General features: G+C 39.2%; 12 protein-coding genes. 10 read left to right on the top strand and 2 right to left on the bottom strand.

Annotation, left to right across the window (positions count from 1 at the left end):
- The 5 genes from HFD85_RS06850 to HFD85_RS06870 all read left to right on the top strand — a co-directional run.
- A partial coding sequence (locus HFD85_RS06850) for a T9SS type A sorting domain-containing protein (RefSeq protein ID WP_167606812.1) occupies nt 1-1,444 on the top strand: 1,444 nt, incomplete at its 5' end.
- Between the two features lie 262 nt (nt 1,445-1,706).
- On the top strand, nt 1,707-2,225 hold the full coding sequence (locus tag HFD85_RS06855; RefSeq protein ID WP_240925018.1) for a glutathione peroxidase: 519 nt from the start codon (nt 1,707-1,709) through the stop codon (nt 2,223-2,225).
- A gap of 262 nt (nt 2,226-2,487) precedes the next feature.
- The gene (locus HFD85_RS06860; RefSeq protein WP_167606815.1) at nt 2,488-3,099 is read left to right on the top strand and encodes a helix-turn-helix domain-containing protein; all 612 of its coding nucleotides are present in this window, start codon (nt 2,488-2,490) and stop codon (nt 3,097-3,099) included.
- A 264-nt stretch (nt 3,100-3,363) separates the two neighbouring features.
- Nucleotides 3,364-3,558 carry a hypothetical protein gene (locus HFD85_RS06865; protein WP_167606818.1) on the top strand — a complete coding sequence of 65 codons (195 nt, stop codon included), beginning with the start codon at nt 3,364-3,366 and terminating at the stop codon, nt 3,556-3,558.
- Between the two features lie 188 nt (nt 3,559-3,746).
- Nucleotides 3,747-3,998 carry a hypothetical protein gene (locus HFD85_RS06870; RefSeq protein WP_167606821.1) on the top strand — a complete coding sequence of 84 codons (252 nt, stop codon included), beginning with the start codon at nt 3,747-3,749 and terminating at the stop codon, nt 3,996-3,998.
- A gap of 76 nt (nt 3,999-4,074) precedes the next feature.
- On the opposite strand, the gene mnmE is transcribed toward HFD85_RS06870, so the two are convergent.
- Nucleotides 4,075-5,472 (bottom strand): tRNA uridine-5-carboxymethylaminomethyl(34) synthesis GTPase MnmE, encoded by a 1,398-nt coding sequence (gene mnmE / locus HFD85_RS06875; protein WP_167606824.1) that lies wholly within the window; start codon nt 5,470-5,472, stop codon nt 4,075-4,077.
- A 61-nt stretch (nt 5,473-5,533) separates the two neighbouring features.
- Here mnmE and HFD85_RS06880 point away from each other — a divergent pair, with 61 nt between their 5' ends.
- From HFD85_RS06880 to HFD85_RS06895, 4 genes are all read left to right on the top strand, one after another.
- Nucleotides 5,534-6,271: an SIR2 family NAD-dependent protein deacylase gene (locus HFD85_RS06880; protein ID WP_167606827.1), complete on the top strand. Its 738-nt coding sequence runs from the start codon at nt 5,534-5,536 to the stop codon at nt 6,269-6,271.
- A gap of 150 nt (nt 6,272-6,421) precedes the next feature.
- On the top strand, nt 6,422-7,168 hold the full coding sequence (fabG, locus tag HFD85_RS06885; protein WP_167606831.1) for a 3-oxoacyl-[acyl-carrier-protein] reductase: 747 nt from the start codon (nt 6,422-6,424) through the stop codon (nt 7,166-7,168).
- Nucleotides 7,169-7,277: 109 nt separating this feature from the next.
- Nucleotides 7,278-8,153, top strand: coding sequence for a PfkB family carbohydrate kinase (locus HFD85_RS06890; RefSeq protein WP_167606834.1), 876 nt, complete (start codon nt 7,278-7,280; stop codon nt 8,151-8,153).
- A 41-nt stretch (nt 8,154-8,194) separates the two neighbouring features.
- Nucleotides 8,195-10,114 carry a SpoIIE family protein phosphatase gene (locus HFD85_RS06895; protein WP_167606837.1) on the top strand — a complete coding sequence of 640 codons (1,920 nt, stop codon included), beginning with the start codon at nt 8,195-8,197 and terminating at the stop codon, nt 10,112-10,114.
- 30 nt (nt 10,115-10,144) lie between these two features.
- On the opposite strand, the gene HFD85_RS06900 is transcribed toward HFD85_RS06895, so the two are convergent.
- Entirely contained in the window at nt 10,145-12,670 is a 2,526-nt protein-coding gene (locus HFD85_RS06900; protein WP_167606840.1) for an ATP-dependent Clp protease ATP-binding subunit, read from the bottom strand.
- A 249-nt stretch (nt 12,671-12,919) separates the two neighbouring features.
- Between HFD85_RS06900 and gyrA the strand changes: the two genes are divergently transcribed.
- A complete protein-coding gene (gene gyrA / locus HFD85_RS06905) occupies nt 12,920-15,505 on the top strand; it encodes a DNA gyrase subunit A (protein WP_277345451.1) in 2,586 nt (861 codons plus the stop codon).
- Nucleotides 15,506-15,583 lie beyond the last annotated feature (78 nt).

Raw genomic sequence — 15,583 nt, forward strand, 5'->3', positions numbered from 1 at the left:
TGATGCCTGTGGCGGCAGTGTAGATGTGATGTGGATAGTAAGCAGTGACTGTGCTGATACGATACGAGCCACCCGGACCTTTACGGTAACGGATGCACCGGCAATAGAGGCAACACCACCTGCAGATCTGACTTTGGGTTCATGTCTGACCCAGGATTCAGTTAATACGGCCTATGATGCATGGGTAGCCAGCGGCGTAGTAACCGGCGGCTGCGGCTTGGTAGTTGACATTGTTAAGCCAGATGCACCTGATGCCTGTGGCGGCAGTGTAGATGTGATGTGGATAGTAAGCAGTGACTGTGCTGATACGATACGAGCCACCCGGACCTTTACGGTAACGGATGCACCTTTAATTGATGTAAGTTGTCCAGCTCCTGTGAATATGAGTTGTGCATCACTTGAAGCAATCCAGGAAGCATACGAAACTTGGGTAGCTGGATTTGTAATACACGAATCCGGATGTTCAGGTATCGACACAATTACCGATATACCGGAACTTCCGGAGGATGTAACTTGTGCAGGCGCAGATTTAAGCTATACTTTGCACGTGGAAGATAATTGCAGTAGTGATGAATGTACCAGTACATTTGTTGTTACACCGTGTAAGGAAAGCTGCGAAACAGCATTTGCAAAATTGCCTATGATTGGTGAAGAAGAAAATCCAAATACTGAATGCTTTATTGATCATGGATTCAATAGATGGGGCTGGACGAATAGTTTTGAACCAGTTGACAGCACCTATACTTTGCCACTTTATGCAGGCGCAGCACAATGTGACGTTGATAAAGGCATGCTTGTAGGTATGGTAGAAATAACATATAGCGGTGGTACATTAACGGTACATTACGTGATGGATGATCCACATTATCTGAGCGAAGTTCACGTAAATGTTGGATGCGAAATGTTCCCATCAATGAAGAATGGCAAGGAAACAGTTGCGCCAGGACAATTCACTTATGGTGAAAGCGGACTGGATAAAGTAACTGAATACACTGTTGAATTTTCAGAGATATATGGTAATTTCTGGGTAATCGCACATGGTGTATCCTGTTATGTTGAATACTGTTCACCAGTCGCAAATCCTGGCGATGGCGAATATGTATTTGATGGAGGTACGCTTGAATGCGGTCCAAAATCTGCAACTATAGGATCTACGGTAACTGATGTTATTAGTATCGAACAAAACGAGTTAAAAGTTTACCCGAATCCATTTGACGAGGTAGTAAACATCGAATTTGTTTCATCGGTAAGTGGTCATGCAGTACTCGAGATACACAATATGGTTGGTCAGAGAGTAGCAACACTCATGGATCAATTTATTGAAGCAGGAGTAGAGAATAAGGTACAATTCCGTCCGGATTCTGAAGTTTCAGGATTCTATCTCTACAAACTGAATATAGATGGTGATATTCAAATAGGTAAAATGATTTACCGACATGAATAATAACGAAATACCCGAAATTAATTCAGATCAATTATTGCAAAAGACTCTTATTTATAGTAGTTGATTTCGGGAGGTTCTACTTTAAAAAGTAAGATTGGAGGCCGACTCAGAGGAGCGGCCTCTTTTCTTTTTGTAGATATGGATGAAAGAAAAGATTCTAAACTTTTCTCCAAAATTCTTGTTTGCTAATTTGTATATGAATTAGTTATATTGTTTAGAGCTATTCAATAACATAATTTACCATGAAAAAAAATATATTCTGTTGGCGTCTTTAATTTTTGTTCATGTCATCTCTTTTAGTCAGTCAGATTTTTATGACTTTACAGTAAAAGATATCGAAGGAAAGAATTTCGAATTTTCCAAATTAAAAGGAAAAAAGGTGTTGATTGTGAATACCGCATCAAAATGTGGTTTTACACCGCAGTACGAAGAACTACAAAACCTTTACGAAAAGTATGGAGGAGAGGATTTTACAATTATTGGATTCCCTGCCAACAACTTTTTGAAACAGGAACCTGGCACGAATGAAGAAATCAAGTTGTTTTGCGAACAGAATTACGGAGTAACTTTTCCAATGATGGCCAAGATCTCGGTAAAAGGAGATGATATGCATCCAGTATACAAATGGTTAACCGAGAGGAGTAAGAACGGTATTATGGATTCAAAAGTCTCTTGGAACTTTCAAAAATACCTTATTAATGAAGAAGGGCAGCTGGTTGATATGGTCATACCGAAGATAAAACCAGATGATCTGAGTATTGTTAGTTGGATTACGCAATAAAAGCTATATACTTCTAATTATTCGCATTTTGCTTTCTTCACATATCAATCAGTTATCCTCTATGGTAAATGATGGATTTTTTCACTCGTTTTTGTGATAAAAGAATTATTCATTGTAATAACTGGAAGAAATTTTAATAATTCCATGCTGATATAATTTTTAAATGATTTTAAAAATTACCAAACTTATTGGTTAAATTTAGGTAGTATTCAAAGTTCTTTTGTCATGCCCCATTGATTCGTATACTTTAAAGACCACTCTTATGACCTGGATAAGCAACCTGAAGCAAATAATGACTGAGAAGCAGATCAATATTGAAGGCCTAAAAAATAAGATCTCTCAGAACGGCCATTCGTTAAGTCGAAATTCTATTGGCAATATTCTCAATGAAAGGAATAGTCCCAAATTTGACACCATGCAGATTATTGCTGATGCTTTGGAGATAGACCTTTCCGAGTTATTCTCTAGTCCTAATAGCGCGATTAATTCAGAAGTTGCAGAAATTGTTGGATTTATTGATTTTGCAGGAGACTTATACCGAATTAAATCCAGGGAAGAATTAAAGAATCTTTACGTGAAAGTCTACGGAACTGATCTAGTTTCGAATAAAGAGGAAAATGTAGTGATAATTGAAAATCAGCAAGCTGATTCAGGAAGACCTCTGCTTGCCAGGGCAAGAAACAAAAGAACTTTAAATCGATTTCAACGTCGTGTTTTTGATCGTTATAATGTTACTGTTGGCACCAGAAAGGAATTGGAATACCCCAATAACTTACCCAGAGATGTTAAAATATGGATTTTCAGTTCAAAACAGGATGAATTACAGGCAAGAACTACACTCCATCGATTGCTGAAATTCAGTTTTAATGCATAATATATTTGTTATCATTGACAACTACTTAACTTGTTTATATCCAGTCGATAATACATTGGTATTCCTTCTTGATCGATCTTATTAATTCAATTTATTCATTTTTTTTTTCTAACTGAATTGGGTAATAATTATATAGGAAGAAAACTTGTTATGAATTAAGTAATTTAGTAAGAATATTTGTATGTTCTTGTTCTTATAAATAATTGATAAACAATAATATATTTTATAAATTTAGGTGTACGAAACAACTTAACTGATTTGGATATGGATACTGAAACCAAACTCTTGGGTTTGTTGCAAGAAGCCGCAACTATTGTTCACAAGTATTCTTACGAAACTGCAATGCCAATAAAGGATGTTTGCTCAATTGTTCAGCTATTGGCAAATAATTATGCCGAGAATATTTACGAGATGCCCGAGGATGAGTACACCATCATGAAAGCTGAGTTAGATTATTAGTGGTTTAATTGATTTTACGTTAATGATGTTGATGGTTACGAAAATATTACTGACTGAATTTCATTGTGAGTATAACAGGATTATATGAGTGTATGAACAATTTTAGCTATCCATTAAAAATACTTCGATCGAGAGATATATACTAAAGTTTGTAAAATACCTATTATTAACGATTAAAAAATAAGATCATGGATGTTGAAAAGAAATTACTAGGATTACTAAAAGACGCGGCTGTAATGGTTCACAAGTATTATTACGAAACAAACATGCCAATAAAGGAAGCATGTATGATAGTACAGTTACTGGCAGAAAATTATGCAAATAATATCGATGAACTGCCGGAAGATGAGTATTCTTTAATGAAAATAGAAGAAGAACCTGCACCGGTAAAGAAGAGGGTCGCTCCAAGCGTTAAAAAGGAAGAAGAAGTTGAAGAATAACTCAATAATGAATCTGGTTTTTTCAATTTTAATTGATGATTAAGCCAGATTCTTATTTTTATTAGTTTGACTTTAATTACTTCCCGATACAAAAATTCTTAAAAATATGCCCCAAAACTTCGTGGTTGGATATTTCTCCAGTGATCTCTGAAAGATAATGTAAACATTCGCGAATATCCTGTGAAAGTAAGTCTCCAGGAATTTGCTGATCTAATCCATTTAATACACGTAGAATGGCCTCGTGTGCATTCTTTAATATTTCGTAATGTCGGGCATTGGTGACGATCACGTCCTGCTGCTCGGTAGCATCAAGGTTTATCGCGTGCTGCATGTAATCAATCAGTTCATCAAGGTTTCTTTTTTCTTTGGCCGCGATAAAAACCATTTTTTCGTTATCAGTCAGGTCAATAACTTCAAGTTGTTGAATGGTTTCCTGTAAGCCTGAATCAATTTTATTGGCAACAATTATCAGCATCTGTTGATGTGCAACACGTTCCCTGATTTTATCGATCCTGCTTTTTACCAACTCGAATGAATTATTGGTATCAACCACAAGCAAAACCACAGTTGCCTGTTCCAGTTTGCTGTAACTTCGCTCAATTCCAAGGCTTTCGATGTGATCGCTGGTCTCGCGGATTCCGGCTGTGTCGAAAAAGCGAAATGCAGTTCCGTGTATATTCACCACATCTTCAATAACATCGCGGGTGGTGCCGTGAATATCGGATACAATAGCTTTATCTTCATTTAATAAGGCATTTAATAGGGTCGATTTTCCAACATTTGTCTCGCCAACAATGGCAACGGGAATTCCATTTTTAATGGCATTTCCAAGTTGAAATGAATCTTTGAGTTTTCGTAACAGGACTTCAATGCGTTCAGTTAAATTCCTGAGTTCGGTTCGATCAGCAAATTCCACATCCTCTTCACTAAAATCAAGCTCCAGCTCAACCATAGCTGTAAAATGCAAAAGTTGTTCACGGAGCGCTCCGATTTCCTTAGAGAATCCTCCGCGCATTTGATTGATGGCCAGTTTATGTGCAGCTGCATTAGATGAAGCAATAACGTCGGCAACAGCTTCAGCCTGAGATAAATCCATTTTGCCATTCAAAAAGGCACGCTGCGTAAATTCTCCCGGCAATGCCATTCGTGCACCGTTTTCAATCATAACTTCAAGAATCTTCTGCTGGATGAAAGTTGAACCATGACACGAAATCTCCACAATATCTTCGCCGGTATATGAATGAGGACTTCTGAAAATGGCAACAACAACTTCATCAATCACCGTGTCGTTATTAACAAGCTGGCCGAAATGTAATGTAGTAGCAGACTGATCCGTGAGTTTTTTGCCTTTCTTAGGGCTGCGGAAAACCTGGTCGGTAATGTTTACGGCCCGTTCACCCGACAAACGAATAACAGCAATAGCACCTGCTCCGGGCGATGTTGATATGGCACAAATGGTAGATTGATCGAGCATGGATAAATTTGTTTTCGCAAAGATAATTCATAAATTTAATTCTTTGATTTCACTTTAACATATGGAACTTCTTATAAAGGAAACAGCCAAACTAATTAAGCAATCGAAATTTACCATTGCATTTACCGGTGCCGGTATCTCTGTTGAAAGTGGTGTTCCACCGTTCAGAGGCGAGCATGGTCTATGGAACAAATACGACCCAAAGGTGTTGGACCTTGGGTATTTTAATGAGAACGGAGCAGAATGCTGGCATTACATCCGCGAGATTTTTTACGATTTTTTTGCCAATGCCAAACCAAACAAAGCGCACGAAGTACTTGCGGAAATGGAAAAGCATAAACTGTTGAATGCTGTAATAACTCAGAACATCGATAATCTGCATTATGAAGCAGGAAGCTTGACGGTGTATGAATTTCACGGAAACTCAAAAAAACTAAAATGTAGGAAATGTGGCCGAATACACGAAGCCGCAGAAATTGATTTTAATACCATTCCACCACGATGCATTGACGACGGAGAAATTTTAAAGCCAGATTTCATTTTCTTTGGTGAAGGTATACCTCAGGATAGCTATGCCAATTCGTTTGAAGCGGCTGAAGCGGCTGAAGTGTGCCTCATTATTGGTTCAACCGGCGAAGTTACGCCGGCATCGTTTGTGCCGCGAACTGCCAAACAACAGGGGGCAACAATCATTGAAATAAATCCGGAAGAAACCTTGTTTACACGACAAATAACCGATATCCATTTGAAAGGTAAAGCATCGGAAGTACTGGAGAAACTAGCTGCACATTTGTTTTGAACTTTTCACTCAAAAGTTTGAACTTTAAACAAGAAAAACGGATTCTTCGACTGATTGTATCAAAATGAAAGCGCCAAATTTTAATAGAGGTGAATATCGTTTATATTTGCGCATTCGACTTGAAAGCATAATTTATTAATTATATACGAAATGAAACTACTCGAAGGAAAAACAGCGATCATCACCGGAGCATCGCGTGGTATCGGAAAAGCTATTGCAGTAAAATTTGCACAGGAAGGCTGTAACGTTGCTTTTACCGATCTGTTTAACGATGAAAACATGAAAGCTACTGAAGCCGAATTAAAAGAACTTGGCGTGCAGGCAAAAGGTTATGCATCGGATGCAAGTAATTTTGCCGATACCGATAAAGTGGTGAACGAAATTGTAAATGATTTTGGCCGTATCGATGTGCTTGTAAATAATGCGGGCATTACAAAAGATACGCTACTAATGCGTATGACCGAAGAACAGTGGGATGCTGTGATTAACGTAAACCTGAAATCAGTTTTCAACTTCACGAAAGCTGCACAACGTACCATGCTAAAACAACGTAGCGGATCGATCGTAAACCTGAGTTCAGTTGTTGGAGTTAGTGGAAATGCAGGACAAGCCAACTATTCAGCTTCAAAAGCAGGGATTATCGGTTTTACCAAGTCTGTTGCACGCGAACTCGGATCTCGTGGGATTCGTTCAAACGCCATCGCACCCGGTTTCATCATTACCGAAATGACTGGAAAAATACCTGAAGAAGCGCGTAAAGCATGGGAAGAGTCAATCCCGATGAAACGTGGTGGTACACCGGAAGAAGTAGCTGGAGTTGCAACTTTCCTGGCATCAGATCTTTCATCATACGTTAGCGGACAGGTAATTACCGTTTGCGGCGCCATGAATACCTAATCATGATAAGGCGAATACGTTAAGTTAATTTCGTGGAAATGGAATAACTTAATTGTATAACATAATATTATTTAATAAATTAGCTGTCAAAATACTGGCAGCTTTTTTTATGATTTTTAAAGGACTCTTTTTCGGATTAACAACTATCGATATTCAGTATTTTGTTGATTCCTTTCCCACGAGTAATCAAAAAGTAAAAACCGATACACCTGAATTTCTGGTGGGAGGTCCGGCGACAAATGCTGCAGTTGCTTTTTCTTTTCTGAATAACGGAACTTTCCTGGTTTCATCGGTAGGAGAGAACAGTTTTTCGCCATTTATTATAGAAGATTTCCTAAAAAACAATATTCAGTTCATCGATCTGGGAAATAGCGAATCAATGCCAGTGGTCGCATCCGTTGTAACCTCGTCAAACGGCGACAGAACTATTTTTACGCACCACCCGGAATTAAAAGACAATAATTTCGATGTAAACGAGGTTTTAAATTTAGTGCAGCCGGAGATAATATTACTCGATGGATTTTATCCTGAAGCGGCTGTTTTACTGGCAAAGGCAGCGTTCAGTAAGAAAATACCAATAGTGTTGGATTGCGGAAGCTGGAAACCACAATATGACGAGCTTCTGAAATATTCGGAAGTTGCAATTTGTTCAGCCGATTTTCTGCCACCGCATTGTGAAACTAACGACGATGTATTTTCATTTCTGAAAAATAAAGGAGTGAGGAATATTGCGATTACGAGGGGGGAAAAAAGTATTCTGTTTGAAACCGTTGAAAGTAAGGGCGAAGTTGAAGTAACAACAACAACCGTTGTTGATACCCTGGGAGCTGGTGATTTTATACACGGCGCATTTTGTTTTTACAGACTTAAATATAAAAGCTTCGAGCAGGCCTTGACCAAAGCATCAGAACTGGCTACATTTACCTGTTCGTTTAAAGGAACACGCCAGTGGCTTAATATGAAAAGCATGATGAGTTTTATATAAAATTTACTTAAATTGTAATTACAAGTTGAAATCCGGGCTACATGTTAAATAAATCGATAGCTTACAGGCTAAGTATATATATATCGCTTGCAGTAATAAGTGTATTTGTGGCATTTATTATTATTAATTTTCTTTTCAACTTAAAGATTATAAAAGAGAATATACAATTCAAGGCTGATAATACGAGCGTTGAAGTAAATTCTGTTGTTAAAAAATACGTGGTCACTACCCAGGAGGTGGCAAAGAATATTGCCGATCAGATTATTTTTTACGAAAAAGAGGATGCTATTGGGCCATTTCTGGATAAAATACTTGAGAAATATCCGTTTATCAATAGTATTCATATCAGACTTGATTCAACTATAGAAGTTTCGCATCATTACCTGTTTACATTTAGAGAGGCTGATTCTACATATATGTATGAATCCAATAAGCCCATTGTTACTTGTGTCGATAAAAATCCGAACTACATCGAATTAGTACAGGATCCTGATGTAATTTGGTCTGAGCCAATAGTCTGTGAAAGAAATAAGCATGTTGTAGCCTCCTATTATTCGCCGGTTACACAATCAGAACCAAACAATAAAAACAAGCTTGTTGGTTCGGTCATATGTGAGCTTTCGCTATTGCACATTAACGATGCTGTAAATAAGATTAAAGTTGGAAAAAGTGGCTATTCCATTTTATTGTCAAGAAAAGGTGTTTATATTTCACATCCAAGAAAAGATTTTATCCTCGAGAGAAACGCATATGATATTCCTAAAAAGGTTATTGATCTGGATGTGTCCGAAATTAATGATATACTTTCGGGGAATAAAGGCGCCGGAATAATCGCCTATCCTGAGGTTCTTGATTATCAAAAAAGCTGGTTGTCATTTTCCAAAATTCCGGAAACGGGCTGGCTTGTTGTTATGGTTATTCCATATGCCGAGCTTTTTGAACCGCTTTATCTGCCAATTCTTAAAATGTTGTTTTTCTCTGTGCTTGGAATTCTGGTAGTATATATTTTGATCACCTATATCTCGAATAAACAGATTCAACCTTTGAGCAGTTTAACTTCTCAGTTAAAGCGCTTTAGTGATATTTCAGGAGAAGCCTATGCCGGTGAAGCCTCATTAAATGAAATTCAACAGGTTTCTGACAGTCTGAACCTGATAAAAGCGTGGTATGAAAAAAATAGACTCAAAGTATCGCAGGATGCCAAACTCGACAAAATCAGGTATGATGATATTCTCGAAGCTGCCGAAATTCAGCAAAGCCTCATAAAATTGGAATATCCGGCATGCCCGAATGTGAAAGAGATTGATCTGTTTGCTTTGTATAAACCAGCAAGGATCGTAAGTGGCGATCTTTTCGACTATTTTTTCAGAGACGAAAAACAAATGGTTTTTACGATGGGAGATGTTTCAGGAAAAGGTGTACCTGCTGCATTTTTTATGAGCATGTCGCAAACAATTATAAAGTCGGTTGGAGCCAATCCTGAATTAAAGCGAAGTGCCGGCATTGTTGAGGAAGTAAATGAACAGCTGTACTCTAACAATATTCACCAGTTTTTTCTCACACTATTTCTGGGTATCATTAACATTGAAACCGGAAAACTCTCGTATTGTAATGCGGCCCATACAACATCTTATGTTTTAAAAACCAACGGACACTTGGATGAATTAAAGGAAGCGCATGGTCTGCCTCTGGGGCTTTATCGCGACAGGGGTTATCACGAAAGTAAATACCAACTGGAAAAAGGCGATTCAATAATTGTTTATACCGATGGAGTAACAGAACTTCAGGATGAAAATAATTTACAATATGGTGATTTTCGGCTTCAGGAGAATCTAAAAAGTTTGGCAGGATTAAAACCAAAAGAAATGGTAAAGAGGCTTGAGAAGAGCTTGAAGCAGTTTATCGGAGATACTGATCAAAGTGATGATATCAGTATTTTAGTCATCAAATATGAGGGATAAAAAAAGACCGGGAAAACCCGGCCTTTCATTTTATTCTTTCAATGCTTTATTCTTAGATAAGATTCGCATTTGTAATTTTTCATTCTTCTTATCGAAACCAACTGAAATGGTATCTCCTTCCGTTATCGAGGCTTTTATAATTATTTCAGCCATCTCATCTTCCAGGTATTTCTGAATAGCTCTCTTTAGCGGGCGTGCACCGAATTGTGGATCGTAGCCTTTTTCAGCTATGAAATCCTTCGCTGCAGGAGAAATTTTCAGTTTGTAATTTAATGCCTCCACGCGTTTATATAAGCCCTCGATTTCGATGTCGATAATCTGGAAAATATGTTTTTTCTCCAATTGGTTAAACATGATAACATCATCGATCCTGTTTAGGAACTCAGGCGCAAAAGCTTTTTTCAAAGCCTTCTGAACGATGTATTTTGCATGTTCGTTATCCTGTTCCGGTGTTTTGGCAGAAGAAAAACCAACGCCACGCCCGAATTCTTTTAACTGGCGTGATCCAATGTTGGATGTCATAATGACAATGGTATTTTTGAAATCCACACTTCTTCCAAGGCTATCTGTTAGGCGACCTTCATCCAGAAGCTGTAACAGCAGGTGGAAAACATCGGGGTGTGCTTTTTCAATCTCATCGAGCAGAACAACCGAATAGGGTTTTCTGCGTACTTTTTCTGTCAGCTGACCACCTTCTTCATAACCAACATATCCGGGAGGCGCTCCAACCAAACGTGATACCGCGAATTTTTCCATGTATTCGCTCATATCAACACGAATCAAAGCATCCAGGTTATCGAATAAGTAGGTGGTCAAAACTTTTGCAAGTTGCGTTTTCCCGACACCGGTTGGGCCAAGAAATACGAAGGATCCAATTGGCCGGTTCGGATCTTTCAATCCTGCACGGTTACGTTGAATGGCCTTTACAATTTTTGCAATGGCTTCGTCCTGTCCAATAACTTTACCTTTCAGGTCTTTACCCATGTTCATCAGGCGCTTGCCTTCGGCCTGGGCGATTCGCTGAACGGGAACACCTGACATCATGGCAACAACCTCGGCAACTTTGTGTTCGTCAACGGTTTCACGATGGTTGATCAACTCTTTTTCCCAACGTTCCTTTTCCTGTTCCAGTTGATTCAACAGGTTTTTTTCTTTATCTCTGTAATTCGCAGCGAGTTCAAAATTCTGGCTTTTTACGGCACTGATTTTTTCCTCTTTTGTTTTTTCGATCTTTTCTTCCAGTTTAACAATCTTCTCCGGAACATTAATGTTGGAGATATGAACACGCGATCCAGCTTCGTCAAGTGCATCAATTGCTTTGTCCGGTAAATACCTGTCGGTGATGTAACGTGCCGTCAATTTTACACAGCTTTCAATGGCTTCAGGCGTGTATATCACATTGTGATGTTCTTCGTAACGTTCTTTAATGTTATTGAGAATTTCAATTGTTTCATCTACTGAAGTAGGATCTACCATTACTTTCTGAAACCGACGTTCAAGAGCACCGTCTTTTTCAATTTGCTGACGATATTCATCGAGTGTTGTGGCACCAATACATTGAATGTCGCCACGCGCCAGTGCAGGTTTTAGCATGTTTGCAGCATCGAGCGATCCGGTAGCACCTCCGGCACCAACAATGGTATGTATTTCATCGATAAACAAAATAACGTTGTTTACTTTGGCCAGTTCATTCAGAATGGCTTTCATTCGCTCCTCAAACTGACCGCGGTATTTTGTACCGGCTACAATTGAAGCGATATCAAGACTAACAACACGTTTGTCAAATAATATGCGTGATACTTTTTTACTGACAATTCTTAAGGCAAGACCTTCAGCAATAGCCGATTTACCAACTCCGGGTTCTCCAATCAGGATCGGGTTGTTCTTTTTACGGCGGCTCAGGATTTGTGCCAGGCGTTCGATTTCTTTTTCACGACCCACAATAGGATCCAGACTGTTTTCCTCGGCAAGTTTGGTAATGTCAATTCCAAAGTTATCGAGTACAGGGGTATCCGATTTGGCGCCGGCACCTTTTTTGCCTTGCTGCGAACCCGACGGATTTTTTGAAAAACCTTCTCCCGGTCCGTCATCTTCACTCTCCGGAAAATCTGATTTGGCTTCAGGCAGTTTGTAATCCTGAAGTTGTGATTTTACCATATAGTAATTTACCCCCATTTCAATTAGCAATTGAGTTACCAGACAATTACTGTCTTTAAGAATAGCTAGCAAAAGGTGTGCACTGTTAGCAGTAACGCTTTTAAAAGAACGGGCTTCAAGATAAATCAGTTTTAAAGTCTTTTCGGTTGATTTTAACATCACCAAATCAGATTTCGAATTGATAGATTTATCTGTTTTTATCTTTTTTTCAACAAGCTGTTTTACCTCAGCAAGATCAATTCCAAGATTTTCGAGGATGTCGGTGGCAATACCCTCACCATCCCGAAGAATTCCCAGAAAGAGGTGTTCCTGTCCGATGTAGTCGTTTCCCAAACGAATCGCTTCCTCCCTGCTGTATCCTATTATATCCTTTATTCTTGGCGAAAATTGTGAATCCATATATTTAATTGTTTACATCGTTTCAACAAATACTGTTCCCAAAAGGTTGAACGACTAAATTACTTAAAATCTCAAATCCGGGGGAATCCTATTGTCATAAGTTATCAAATCATTAAACCTAAAACTGCATTTATGGCAGTTGAATTGTTGATATCTTATCTAAATTGTAGATTCAAAAGACTTTCGAGAGCGGCTTAAAAATCAATGATTTTACTATTTTTGTGGGTCTTTTAAAAGTGATAATTTTTAGTGAAAGGAGATATAATGTCAGAAGGTGAAAAGATTATTCGAATAAATATTGAAGAGCAGATGAAGTCTGCTTACATAGATTATTCAATGTCTGTAATTGTGTCACGTGCATTACCTGATGTACGCGACGGTTTTAAACCAGTGCACCGCAGGGTTTTATTCGGTATGCACGAACTTGGAATTCTTTCAAACAGACCCTATAAAAAGTCGGCCAGGATTGTTGGTGAGGTACTTGGTAAGTACCACCCGCACGGTGACTCTTCAGTATATTTTACCATGGTACGTATGGCCCAGCACTGGTCGTTGCGCTACCCAATGGTAGATGGTCAGGGAAACTTTGGTTCGGTTGATGGCGACAGTCCTGCTGCCATGCGTTATACCGAGGCCAGGATGTCGAGAATTTCGGAAGAAACCCTGGCAGACCTGGATAAAAATACAGTAGATTTTAACCCAAACTTTGATGAATCGCTGAGCGAGCCTTCGGTGTTGCCAACAAAAATACCGCAATTGCTGGTTAACGGTACATCGGGTATTGCGGTTGGGATGGCTACCAATATGCCACCACATAACCTTACCGATACCATCGATGCCATTATCGCATACATCGAAAATACCGACATCGAAATTGATGATTTGGTTGAGATCATAAAAGCACCCGATTTCCCTACAGGTGGTATTATTTATGGCTACCAGGGAGTGAAAGATGCTTATGAAACCGGCCGCGGGCGTGTTGTAATTCGTGGTAAAGCACATATTGAGAATGAAGGTGGCCGCGAAAAAATCGTTGTTACGGAAATTCCTTATATGGTTAACCGTGCCGAAATGATTCAGAAAACGGCGGACCTGGTGAACGAAAAGAAAATTGAAGGTATTTCGAACATCAACGACGAATCGGACCGTGAAGGTATGCGTGTGGTTTACGACCTGAAACGCGATGCCATGAGCAACGTTGTACTGAATAAGCTATACAAGTACACGGCGCTGCAAACTTCGTTCAGTGTAAATAATATTGCGTTGGTAAAAGGCCGGCCAAAATTACTGAACCTGAAAGAGCTGATTCATCACTTTGTGGATCACCGTCATGAGGTAGTTACCCGCCGCACCCAGTACGAACTGGAACAGGCCGAAAAACGTGCACATATTCTTGAAGGGCTTATTATTGCCAGCGACAACATCGACGAAGTGATCGCAATTATCCGTGGATCTTCAACTCCCGAAGAAGCTCGTAATAGTTTGATTGAACGCTTCAATCTTTCTGATGTACAATCGCGTGCAATTGTTGAAATGCGTTTGCGTCAGTTAACCGGACTGGAACAGGACAAACTTCGAAAAGAATACGAAGAAATCATGTTACAGATTGAAGAATACAAAAAGATTCTGGCGGATGTGAATCTTCGTATGCAGATTATCAAAGATGAACTGCAGGAGATGAAGAACAAATACGGCGACGAAAGACGTACTGAAGTAGTGCCAAACGCTGAAGAGTTCAATCCTGAAGATTTCTATGCTGATGAAGATATGGTAATCACCATTTCGCACCTGGGGTATATTAAACGTACACCGCTTACCGAATTCCGTACACAGGGAAGGGGAGGTGTTGGCTCGAAAGGAAGTACAACCCGCGATGAAGATTTCCTGGAACACATTTTTATTGCTTCGATGCACAACACGCTGTTGCTGTTCACCGAAAAAGGAAAATGTTACTGGTTGAAAGTTTACCAGATTCCTGAAGGAACGCGCTCATCGAAAGGCCGCGCCATTCAGAATGTGCTGAACATTGAACCGGATGACAAAGTGTTGACCTTTATAAAAGTAAAAACACTTGCCGACCAGGAATTCATCAACAACAATTATATTATTCTGGCTACTAAAAAAGGTATCATCAAAAAAACCACTTTGGAGGCTTACTCTCGTCCGCGTCAGAATGGTGTGAATGCCATTACCATTAAGGAAGGCGACCAGCTGCTTGAAGCAAGGTTGACCAACGGCAGCAGCGAAGTAATGATCGCAGTTCGTTCGGGTAAGGCTATTCGCTTTAACGAAAGCATTGTTCGTCCGATTGGTAGAACAGCTTCGGGAGTTCGTGGTATTACACTTGGAAGTGAGCAGGATGAGGTGATTGGTATGATTTGTGTAATGAATGAGAACGAAGACATCCTGGTTGTTTCTGAAAACGGCTACGGAAAACGTTCTAAAATTGATGATTACAGGGTAACCAACCGCGGTGGAAAAGGTGTAAAAACCATTAATGTAACCGAAAAAACCGGTGACCTGATTGCAATCAAAAATGTCTCGGACGAAAACGATCTGATGATCATTACCGAAAAAGGATTAACTATCCGACTGGCTGTAAGCTCGATTTCAGTTTTGGGCCGTGCCACTCAAGGGGTTCGGGTAATTAATCTTCGTGATGACGACAGTATTGCATCGGTAGCCCGTGTTACAGTGGAAGATACCAACGGAGAAGAAGAAGCTTCTGAAACTGAAGGTCCTGAGAATGGAAGTCCTGAGGATGACGCTTCAGAAAATGTAAATCGTGAAAATGAAGGTTCTGAAAATGAAGAAAATAACTTAGAACAGGAATAAATAACTGATATTTTTTGTTCGGGTTGCGATAACATTTGAAAACGTATATTTTTGCATAAATTTTTAAAAACAAAAAAT

Origin of the sequence: Maribellus sediminis (genome assembly GCF_011799805.1) — a bacterium.
In the GTDB taxonomy this organism is placed as follows: domain Bacteria; phylum Bacteroidota; class Bacteroidia; order Bacteroidales; family Prolixibacteraceae; genus Draconibacterium; species Draconibacterium sediminis_A.

Bases quoted from the DNA above. Each gene is read 5' to 3' on its own strand.
- HFD85_RS06895 (WP_167606837.1), top strand. From the start codon at position 8,195: ATGTTAAATAAATCGATAGCTTACAGGCTAAGTATATATATATCGCTT.
- HFD85_RS06865 (WP_167606818.1), top strand. From the start codon at position 3,364: ATGGATACTGAAACCAAACTCTTGGGTTTGTTGCAAGAAGCCGCAACT.
- HFD85_RS06890 (WP_167606834.1), top strand. From the start codon at position 7,278: ATGATTTTTAAAGGACTCTTTTTCGGATTAACAACTATCGATATTCAG.
- HFD85_RS06870 (WP_167606821.1), top strand. From the start codon at position 3,747: ATGGATGTTGAAAAGAAATTACTAGGATTACTAAAAGACGCGGCTGTA.
- HFD85_RS06860 (WP_167606815.1), top strand. From the start codon at position 2,488: ATGACCTGGATAAGCAACCTGAAGCAAATAATGACTGAGAAGCAGATC.
- mnmE (WP_167606824.1), bottom strand. From the start codon at position 5,472: ATGCTCGATCAATCTACCATTTGTGCCATATCAACATCGCCCGGAGCA.
- HFD85_RS06880 (WP_167606827.1), top strand. From the start codon at position 5,534: ATGGAACTTCTTATAAAGGAAACAGCCAAACTAATTAAGCAATCGAAA.
- fabG (WP_167606831.1), top strand. From the start codon at position 6,422: ATGAAACTACTCGAAGGAAAAACAGCGATCATCACCGGAGCATCGCGT.
- HFD85_RS06900 (WP_167606840.1), bottom strand. From the start codon at position 12,670: ATGGATTCACAATTTTCGCCAAGAATAAAGGATATAATAGGATACAGC.